Source organism: Tissierella sp. (genome assembly GCF_032104385.1).
Classification (GTDB): Bacteria; Bacillota; Clostridia; order Tissierellales; family Tissierellaceae; genus Tissierella.
Map to the genome: position 1 here is coordinate 1 of NZ_DAMCHJ010000029.1, position 10074 is coordinate 10074.

General features: G+C 28.7%; 9 protein-coding genes. All 9 read right to left on the reverse strand.

The features are described from left to right. Positions 1–97: 97 nt before the first annotated feature. A complete protein-coding gene (locus RT714_RS15645; protein ID WP_313758912.1) occupies positions 98–793 on the reverse strand; it encodes a cyclase family protein in 696 nt (231 codons plus the stop codon). A gap of 141 nt (positions 794–934) precedes the next feature. Further along, a complete protein-coding gene (locus RT714_RS15650) occupies positions 935–1522 on the reverse strand; it encodes a cysteine hydrolase (RefSeq protein ID WP_313758913.1) in 588 nt (195 codons plus the stop codon). Positions 1523–1546: 24 nt separating this feature from the next. Further along, the gene (locus RT714_RS15655; protein WP_313758915.1) at positions 1547–2605 is read right to left on the reverse strand and encodes an NCS2 family permease; all 1059 of its coding nucleotides are present in this window, start codon (positions 2603–2605) and stop codon (positions 1547–1549) included. Between the two features lie 519 nt (positions 2606–3124). Further along, on the reverse strand, positions 3125–4501 hold the full coding sequence (locus RT714_RS15660; protein ID WP_313758917.1) for a sigma-54 dependent transcriptional regulator: 1377 nt from the start codon (positions 4499–4501) through the stop codon (positions 3125–3127). Between the two features lie 2 nt (positions 4502–4503). Then, complete coding sequence (locus RT714_RS15665; protein WP_313758918.1) at positions 4504–6222, reverse strand: transporter substrate-binding domain-containing protein; 1719 nt, start codon at positions 6220–6222, stop codon at positions 4504–4506. 448 nt (positions 6223–6670) lie between these two features. Beyond that, on the reverse strand, positions 6671–7321 hold the full coding sequence (locus RT714_RS15670; RefSeq protein WP_313758919.1) for a hypothetical protein: 651 nt from the start codon (positions 7319–7321) through the stop codon (positions 6671–6673). A 157-nt stretch (positions 7322–7478) separates the two neighbouring features. Continuing rightward, on the reverse strand, positions 7479–7709 hold the full coding sequence (locus RT714_RS15675) for a DUF896 domain-containing protein (RefSeq protein WP_313758921.1): 231 nt from the start codon (positions 7707–7709) through the stop codon (positions 7479–7481). A gap of 339 nt (positions 7710–8048) precedes the next feature. Beyond that, complete coding sequence (locus RT714_RS15680) at positions 8049–9224, reverse strand: cation diffusion facilitator family transporter (RefSeq protein WP_313758922.1); 1176 nt, start codon at positions 9222–9224, stop codon at positions 8049–8051. A gap of 150 nt (positions 9225–9374) precedes the next feature. Then, entirely contained in the window at positions 9375–9890 is a 516-nt protein-coding gene (locus tag RT714_RS15685) for a tryptophan transporter (protein ID WP_313758923.1), read from the reverse strand. Between the last annotated feature and the right edge of the window lie 184 nt (positions 9891–10074).

Below are 10074 nucleotides of genomic sequence, written 5' to 3' on the forward strand. Positions count from 1 at the left end.
AGTGATACTGCATATATTGATCCGCTTCCTCCTGATATTCCTACCACTATATTCAATATTATCTCTCCTTATACTTTTCCTTTCATAAAACTATAAATCACTCCTCCACAAGAGCAACAGCTCTAATAGGTGATCCTGTACCTTCTCGAATTTTTAATGGCAATCCAATATATAAAAATCTTTTGTTTGCCACCAAATCTAAGTTACATAAGTTTTCTGTATTTGTAATATTGTACTCTCCACATACTAAATGGGCAGAGAAATCAGTATCATCTGGAGTTAAATCTATGGCTGGTGCATCTACACCAATGTTTACTACACCATTTTCAGCTAACCATTTAGCTGCATCATAGCTTAACCCAGAATAATCTGTCTGAAACTTTTCTGTGCCAAAGTTCCTATTGTGATGACCTGTATATAGTAGTACTATATCTCCCTTTCGAATTGATTGACCTGATATTTCCAAAGCATCTTCTAAATCCCTAGGTCCAATATAATTAGGATATCTAATATGACTTAAATCTAAGCATATGGCACTTCCCCAAAAATATTCTAACGGCATTTTATCTATAGTAGGTCCATTAGGGTTATATTCCCACACCCCATCACTATGGGTTCCTCCATGCTCACTAATCAGAAGGTTTCTTGCCGAAAATCCTAAAGTTTTACTTCCAGTAGCCTCCATATTCTCTTCATGTGTCATATTGGTCATTATAAATGTCCTTTGATGCATAGGAAATACTGACATACCTTGATATATTTCTTGTGACAAATCAATAAGTTTATATCCCAAGGCTATTCCTCCTTGTATAATATATTTATAACTTCTTTTACAACTATACCCTTAATATATTTAATATCCTCATCATTTAATATTCTATATAATCTTTACAATACTAGGGCACAGAAAAGCGCCCTAGTATTGTAAAGTCTATTATAAAGTATCCATTAATTCTTGTGATGTAACTACATCTCCAATGACATAATCAATGTTTTTTAAGAATGCTTCATGTAACTCCACGCTTGTACCTGCTACGCAATCAGAAAGAACTATTGCATTCATATCTCTTTGCTGCGTATCTAATGCAGTAGCATATACACAAACATTCGTTGCCGCTCCTGTAATTATTAGGCAATTCTTTTTAAGACCTTTCATCAATATTTCCAGATCAGTAAGATAAAATCCACTATATCTCCTTTTAATAATTACATAATCATCATCCTCTGGTTCAAGTTCATCTAATATCTCAATTCCTGGTGTTCCTTCTAGACAATGTTCAGGTTCACTTCTTTCCAATTCTAGTCCAAAATCTACTTTTTGTGTTCTATGGCTTTCCTTAGTATAAAATACAGGAATATTATTATTTTTTGCCCATTCTTTTATTCTTCTGATATTTGGAATTATTTCTCTTCCACCAGGACATTCTATTGGTGCTCCCTCAGAAATAAAATCATGCTGCATATCAACAATAATTAATGCACAGTTCTCTTTTTTTATCTTCCATAAGTTATTAACAGACATAGATATCCTCCTCAAATTAATATTTTAAAATATATTCATTAAAAACCTAGTAGCTATACCAGCAATCATACCTACAAATGGATCAGTGACAGCTGTTACTATAGCTGTTACACCTCCTACAATTGGTGTACCTTCTAATCCTACACCCATATGAGAAGGAAATACGACTATGGCTCCTAATACAAATAAAAAACCTGCTATTGATTCACTAGGCACATATTTAGCAACCTTCGGCAATAACCTAGTAAGAAGAATTGCTGCCATAATAACCATCATTATGACCCCACTTATAACTGGACTAGGGGCTACAGCTGTACCACTTATTATTGCCTCAACAGGTCCACCACCAAAGAATGCACTTGCAGCATCAGCAATACCTGAATATAGTGTTACAGCATCTACATTAACTGGCTTGTTTGCTATACTTCCTGTTATACTTGAGTAAGCAATATTTCCCCCTATTTGAAGTGTTACTACAGCCAAAGTACTACGAATTACATTTTTACTAAAATTAAATTTTAGTGGTATGAATCTTTCATATTCTAGGTTCACTTCTTCATTATTAGATACATTGTTTTTTTTATTTAAATATAGCCATAATAGCGAACTAGCAAAAACACTTATTACTATGGTATATACTAAATTGCTAGTTAGAAAGTAAGTAAAAATAGCTGTTAACATAGAAACTCCACCTGCTGTCTTATCTGCCTTAACCATATCTATTCCTACTTTAGCTAATAAAAACCCTACTCCTGCCATCATTCCATTGAGAATAGACGATCCTATAAAATCAATTGTTGGCTGTAATAGTCCTATCCCACCAATTATAGCCATCAAAATACCAGTAAAAAATACAATATTTAATCTTTCATTTCTATCTTTACCCAAAGTTCCAGCTAATACAATTGCTTCAGCTTGAAATGATATTGGTGCAACTTGACCAAATAATAGCATTCCTACAGTACCTGCAAGAAAGCCTAATGCTGTGGGAAATGCTCCAAATCCAAAATTTAGTGCAAGTAACCCTTGTGGTAACCCATTAATCACTACAGCTATGGCTGCTAGGAAATCTTGAAAAGTCATTTACGACCACTCCTTTAATAGTAATAGATATCATATTACAATATCACCAATCATTCTTAATACGTAATACTCCCATAGTAAGTATAATAATTTTGGTTAATATAGATATTATCCTACTTACTTATCCAACAAATTCACATCCACTAATATATGGTATCCTAATTATTTCATCTATCCCCTCCTTATATTAATTTAGAAGCTTATTTTTTTGTTTACTTAGTCACTAAGTATTAGGCACTCCCCCTTAACTTGTAATATTTATTCTTTATAATCTATTTAATATACATTGCAAATACTATACCAAAACTTTACTAATTCTAACCCTATAAATTTAGCCATTCATAAAATAGATTGAGAAAATAAAAACGATATCTGCGGAACTTTTTTCCTTAGATATCGCTTATTCGACTTTTTTCTACAAATTGTTTGAATTTTCAACATTTATATGGGTTTTAAATTACAGAAAAATTTTCCTCTTTATTGGTAAGGGGAAATATTTTCTTAATTTCCATTATGGATTCAATTATTCTTTGTATCTTTTTCTTCCATATATTTTTTAAATTTATTTCTTATAGTTCTATCTGTTATGCCAAGCATTTCAGCTGTTTGTTTCTGATTATGGTTACATAATTCAAAGGTTGATAAAATAACCTTTTTTTCAATATTTTCTAAAGTATCTCCTATGAATACTGGTATCAATTTCTTACCTGCCATTTTATTGGGTTTTTCATCTGGATTTAAATGCGTTAAAATATCATTTTTAGTTAATACTCCCCCTTCTGAGAGCGCTATTGCTCTCTCTATTAAGTTTTCCAACTCTCTAATGTTTCCATTAAACTCATAATTCTCCAGTGCTTCAATAAAATCATATTCCACCTTATCAATGTTCTTATTCAGAATTCTACTATATTTATAAATAAAGTGATTGACTAAAAATGGAATATCCTCTTTACGTTCACGTAAGGGTGGCAAATTAATATTTATAACATTTAATCTATAATATAAATCTTCTCTAAATTTTCCTTCATTAACTAAGCTAAATAGGTCTTTATTTGTAGCTGTTATAATTCTAACATCTACGTCAATTTCTTCCTCTGCCCCAAGGGGTATTATCTTTTTCTCTTGAATTGCATGTAAAAGCTTGCCTTGTAGTGAAATATCCAAGTCGCCTATTTCATCTAGAAAAAGTGTTCCTTTATTTGATAATTCAAAATATCCTTTTTTATCTTTTATTGCACCAGTAAAAGCACCTTTTTTATAACCGAATAATTCACTTTCCAATAACTCATTTGGGATGGCTGCACAATTAACTGTATTCATCCGTTCTGTCCTTCTATTTCCCATTTCATGAATTGTCCTTGCTAATAAACCTTTACCCGTCCCACTCTCACCAGTTAATAATATATTAGAATCCACATTTTTTATTTTCTCCACAGTATTTAACACATTTTTCATACTTTCAGATTTAGATATTATGCCATATTCATAATATTTTCCCCTTGTTTCTTCCTCTAAAGTATCTAACTGTTTATATAGATTATTTACCTCTACTCCCTTTGCAATTATGAATTCTAATTCCTTTAAGTTAATGGGCTTTGTTAGATAATTGAATATTCCACTTTTAATAGCTTCTATAGAAGATTTGATTGTACCAAATGCTGTTATTATTATTACCACAGCATTTGGATTAATTTCTTTAATCTCATAATATAAATCCATACCATTTTCATTTCCAAGCTTTAAATCTAATATGGTCACAGATATATCATTGCTAATAAAGTAATACAAAGCATCTTTGGAATTATATGCTAAAAATAAATTATATTTTTTCTTTAAAGCAAATTTAAAAGTTTCAACAATTGATACATCGTCATCTACAATCAATATATTATCCATTATTACATTTCTCCTTTATTGTTAAATATCAAAGAAACCTTCGTACCATTTTGTATATTGGTTATTTCAATATTACCATTATTTTCCTTTATTAATTGATAGCATATAAATAAACCTAATCCCGTACCACTTGGCTTTGTCGTAAAAAACGGATCAAAAACTTTTGATAAATCTGATTCAGCTATAGGCTCTCCATCATCTTCAATTGCTATTACTTTAGTATCTTTGTTCTCAAATGAATATATTTTAATTATCCCACTTTCTTTTATAGAGTCACTTGCATTTTGAATTAAGTTTATTAATACTTGTTTAAGCTGATTAGGATCTGCAATAATTGAAAATTCTTCTGCTATATCTATACAAAAGGTGATATTCTTCTCAGATTTTATCAATTTATAGAATAAGCTCAAAAGTTCATTATCAAAAAATTGCTTAACATTAATTCTTGTCAATTCTGCTTCTTTTGGCTTTGAATATTCCAATAGATTAGAAACTAATTTATTTATATAATCTACTTGTTTTGGTACATGGTAAAGTAATGATTCCCTAAACTCTTCTTCATGAATATGTTCTGGCATCAACTCAGTAAAATTTTTAATGCTAGTTAAAGGATTTCTCAATTCGTGAGCTACATTTAATAAAAGAAATCCTAGTGATTCCATTTTATCTTTTCTTATAAGAAATTCTTCTAGTTTTGTCTTTTCTGTAATATCCTTAAAGTTAATCAATACACCCATTAACTCGTTCTTCTTATCTAAGAGCTTAATATAATTTACTTCAAGGTAATAGTATATATTGTCTATATTAATCTTGATCTTACCGTAATATGCATCTTGATAATAATCTAATATCCCTTGAATAATATTTATATTAAATATATTAGCTATTTCAGTCTCATAAAAAGATTTAAAAATTAAATCTTTGGAATCAATATGCAGTAGTTTTTCTGCAAAATTATTAACAGCACTAATTCTACCTAATTTATCAATATAGATTACTCCTGTATCCACATTTTCGATAATTTGCTTACCATAATAAACAATATTTTGACCAAACCATTTATCATAAATACTCTCATAAACTCCATTTGCTTTTATTCTATCCATACCAATTTTAAATTTAAAAGCAGTATTTGAATTACCTTTATTAAATGCAATACCATATCTAGTTATATTTATTGGCTTTCCCAATAGCTTAAAACCGCCTTTAATTCCTAGCTTATCCATATAATAAAGTAATGTAAGCTTATTCCCAATAACTATATCTACTTCTTTTGACAGTAACAGTCTTAAATTATCTTCATGGTTTGTTGATATTAACATTGATTTATTGTTACCACGGGAGCGAATTTTTTTTATTAATTCATATCCGTCATTTTCTTGTACAGCAACTTTATAATCCTTTAAGTCTGTTAAATCATTTAAGTCATTTCTATCAATCAATGCAATGGCTGAATGAAATAACGTTATATATTCCGATGCAAAAACATATTTTTCTATTCGTTCTCTACTAATAGACATGCCTTGAATGGCATCACATTCTCTACGTTCCATTTTTCTTATTGCATCATCCCATTCTAATAGTTCTATATTTATATCAAATCCCATCTCTTTAGCAATACTTTTAGTTATATCAATATTAAATCCTTCTATAGCACCTTTTTCATTAATAAATTCAAAAGGCGGATGTTTTATACTAGCACAAATCCTTAATTTGTCCATTTGAATTCTCCTTTTGTAAGTTGCCGTTTTCCCTATATTATCTACATATAAAATAAAAATAATCTTATAGAATATTCTTAATATTATTTTTATAATATCATACTAAAGCTATTTTGTGGACATAAAATTATTCAAAATCACAACCACCAATAAAACCAGTAAATAGCCTCTAAAATGATTCTATTGTATCTAGTTTTTATTGTTTTTACTATCTACTTGACAGAGTGGTATTCATTAATAAGAAAAAGACCAATGACTTAAATATGCATTGGTCTTTTTTCATAAATGTATAAAATATATACAAATTTATTATGTCTTCATTTTTTATAAAAACTCCAAACTATCATATTGGATATGATGATAATTAATGTGAATGATATAAGTTTTTTCATTTTCATCCTCATTTTCTAATATATTAAATAAACAAACTAATTCATATTAATATAAATTATAGATCATAATTATATATAAATTGTTGTTCTTCATGCCATGGCACATTATAAATTAGTTTTAATTTATTTATAGAATTGCTTTTAAGGTATTTTCTAATATATTCGTCATTAGAAAACTTTTTTATTAAGTCATCATTTTTTAAATTTATATTATTAACATAGGTATCAGCATTCTTCACTTCAAAGACATTTAACTCTATAATATAGTCATTAGATATATCTTCTAGCCCCAGCCTAAAAATATCAATCTCATCATTCTTAGAAAGTTCATTAAATACAATTGTTTGAACCTTAAAATCTTCTTCTGATTGTTTTAGACCTAATATGTTTATATCTTTATCAATCTCTTTAAAATATAAATTTTCTTCTGCTCTTTTATTAAGATTTTCAAATTCAAATATTACAGATATTTTAGAAAGTCTAAATTCTCCACCTTTTCTTTCACTAAAGGTATCCATGAGTTTATCAATATATTCTTTACTCAAGTTAGTAGATTCTTGAAAATCTAAACTTTTATCTAATTTTAAGTATATATTTATAAATATATTTGCAAATTCTTTCTTATTTTCATTTGATCTCATTAACAGTTTATCTTCATAGATATTTAATTCTTTTAGTTCTATGTTATCAACTTCTAAAATAGACATCTGAATTTTGTTTTCAAGTTCTTTTACAATCTTATCTGTTGGATAATCTTCAATATAAGCAAGTTCAGTATCAGTTAACTTTTTATATCCATTATCAAGTTTATCTTTTTCTGAATTTGAGCATGAAGTTAATATTAAAATAATTGAGGGAAGTTTTTTAATTTATATATTTCGTTTTCTTCTGCTCTTCTTTTAGTTTTTCTGGAGTAACATCATTGCCTTCCTCATCTACTACCTTTACATTAATAAGAGTATTCTTCATATTTCCCCTAAAAATCGCAAGATATTCTTGACGCAAATTTTGTTGTTCTTCCTTTTCTATTTCTGTTAATCCAATGGTCTTTCCCTTATGTGCAAGTTCATTTATTCGTTTTATTAAATCCTTCATTATATCTCTCCAATCTAATTTACAAAACTCTATTAAATTGTAACATTTAGCAAATATTTATTCAAGAAATAAGTCTTTCTTCATTAATTATATAATAAATTTTATTGATACATTCCAAAAACTTATAGAAACAGACCACTATGCTGCTTGGAAACACTCGAAAGATTTCCCCATATATGATTAAAGATGTATATCTTAATTTTGATTCAGAACCATATCCCCATGTCAATTCTTGAGAATTATTCAAATACTCTCTTAAATTCTATCTCTCTAATTTATTCATAAAGACTTTCTATTTCAATAATAAAAGTATATGTGTTATATATTCAATAAGTTTTACTAATATTCAGTATCTACAATAATATCACAATCTAAGGCTGAATTTATTCCTTTTATGATTTCTGCCAATTCTTCTTTATATTTTTCTCCTGAAAACTGTCTATCAATTTTATTCCCATCGACTACTACATGAAATACAACAACTTTATTGTCATTTTGTTCTATAATATTAAAATCATGCATTGATTTAATAAATTCATCCTTTTTTATTCTATTTTTTATTTTATTCATAATGTCAACAGTTTCCTTTGATTGAAAACCTACTGGATCCATATGAATTACTAAATGTAAGTTAAACCTTTCACTTAATTCTCTTTCTGCCTGATCAATTATGTCGTGAATAGTAACCACATCTATATCAAAGGGTATCTCTACATCTATAGTTGCCATTACCTTACCAGGTCCATAGTTATGGACTATAAGATCATGTGCCCCTAGTATATAATCATAGGAAAGGATTTCATCCATTAATTCATCTATTAAGTCTTTATCTGGAGCCTTACCGATTAAATGACTAACTGTTTCCTTTACCAAAGAAAATCCTGAATATAATATAAAGGTAGATACTAAAATACCTATATATCCATCAATAGGGTAATTCGTAAATAATGATAAAAATAAAGAAAATGCTACTACAGAAGTAATAATTACATCACCTAAAGCATCTGTAGCCGTTGCTTGTAAAGCAGCTGAGGAAATCTTGTTTCCAAGTTTCCTATTAAATATACTTAACCATATTTTAAGAGATATTGATATTACCAGTAATATAAAAGGAATTACTTGAAATAATATTACCCTTGGGTTAATTATCCTATCAACTGAAGATTTAACAAATTTAAATCCTACTAAGATAACCATAAATGCTATCATTAATGCGGTCAAATATTCTATCCTTCCATGGCCATAAGGATGTTCTTTATCTGGTGGTACATTTGAAAGCTTAAATCCTATTACGGTCATAATAGATGAGGCAGTATCGGATAAATTGTTAAAAGCATCGGCAGTAACAGCAATAGAAGATGTGATTAATCCTACAGCAAGCTTTAATATAGATAGTAACAGATTTACAAATACTCCCACTAAACCAGCAGTATATCCTATTCTCTCCCTTACATCTTTATCTGAATAATTATGATTTCCTTTGGTAGCAAGATCTAAAAAATATTTCGTAAACATATGTCCTCCTTGAAACTTATAATAATACTCCTAATAATTATACTCTATTTATTCATTATACCCAAATATATAGTTAATCCCTAAAACAACACTCAATAAATTAAACTGACCCCAAATTCCTTTAGAATTTTGAGGTCAGTTTAATTTATCTCAGTTTATAGCTATTCCTGATCTTTTTATTGCAATTTTAACTAAATTATATACAAAGACTGTGCCTATGGAGTTTACTATAATTGTAGGGATAACTATTCCAGTTATCAATGCTCCCATTGGTGCTGGTAGACCTACAATAAGAGCAGCTGAAGTCAAAAATACCATACCACTTATAAAGGTTCCAATACCACCTAATATTCCTACTATTAAAAAATTAATATTAAACTTACTAAGATATTTTATTAAAACAAACAATATTAAAGAAGTAACTATTTTATCTAGTATATTAGGTATTTGCCCTCCTGGAAAAGTAGTAGTCATAGCAGAAAGCAAGCCACCTAGTATGCCCGTTAATATAGCATTTTCAAATTTATAATTCAATAAAAGTGATACAACCATAAAAATCAATAGAAAATCAAATTTCATACCACCTAATATCCCTGGTGTAATTTGATGCATAATAAGACCTATGGCTAATAGCAATGTTGTAAAAATATTGTTTTTTAATTTCATTAAAAACATCTCCCTTTTCTATTTTATTTTTCTTATTCCAGTCACTTGGTTCAGTTCACAACATTGTATTCACCACCCTTCATTCATTGCCTTTGACCTACATCAACTCACTAACGTTCGTTGTGTTAGGTCATTTCCCGCAGTCTCACTGCACAAATTCATTTGCTCGTTATCACTCCCATGA

What these genes read in the sequence shown, in the direction of transcription:
- RT714_RS15685 (WP_313758923.1), bottom strand. Translation starts at nt 9,890, where the DNA reads ATGAAATTAAAAAACAATATTTTTACAACATTGCTATTAGCCATAGGT.
- RT714_RS15655 (WP_313758915.1), bottom strand. Translation starts at nt 2,605, where the DNA reads ATGACTTTTCAAGATTTCCTAGCAGCCATAGCTGTAGTGATTAATGGG.
- RT714_RS15680 (WP_313758922.1), bottom strand. Translation starts at nt 9,224, where the DNA reads ATGTTTACGAAATATTTTTTAGATCTTGCTACCAAAGGAAATCATAAT.
- RT714_RS15675 (WP_313758921.1), bottom strand. Translation starts at nt 7,709, where the DNA reads ATGAAGGATTTAATAAAACGAATAAATGAACTTGCACATAAGGGAAAG.
- RT714_RS15670 (WP_313758919.1), bottom strand. Translation starts at nt 7,321, where the DNA reads ATGTCTATTTTAGAAGTTGATAACATAGAACTAAAAGAATTAAATATC.
- RT714_RS15650 (WP_313758913.1), bottom strand. Translation starts at nt 1,522, where the DNA reads ATGTCTGTTAATAACTTATGGAAGATAAAAAAAGAGAACTGTGCATTA.
- RT714_RS15665 (WP_313758918.1), bottom strand. Translation starts at nt 6,222, where the DNA reads ATGGACAAATTAAGGATTTGTGCTAGTATAAAACATCCGCCTTTTGAA.
- RT714_RS15660 (WP_313758917.1), bottom strand. Translation starts at nt 4,501, where the DNA reads ATGGATAATATATTGATTGTAGATGACGATGTATCAATTGTTGAAACT.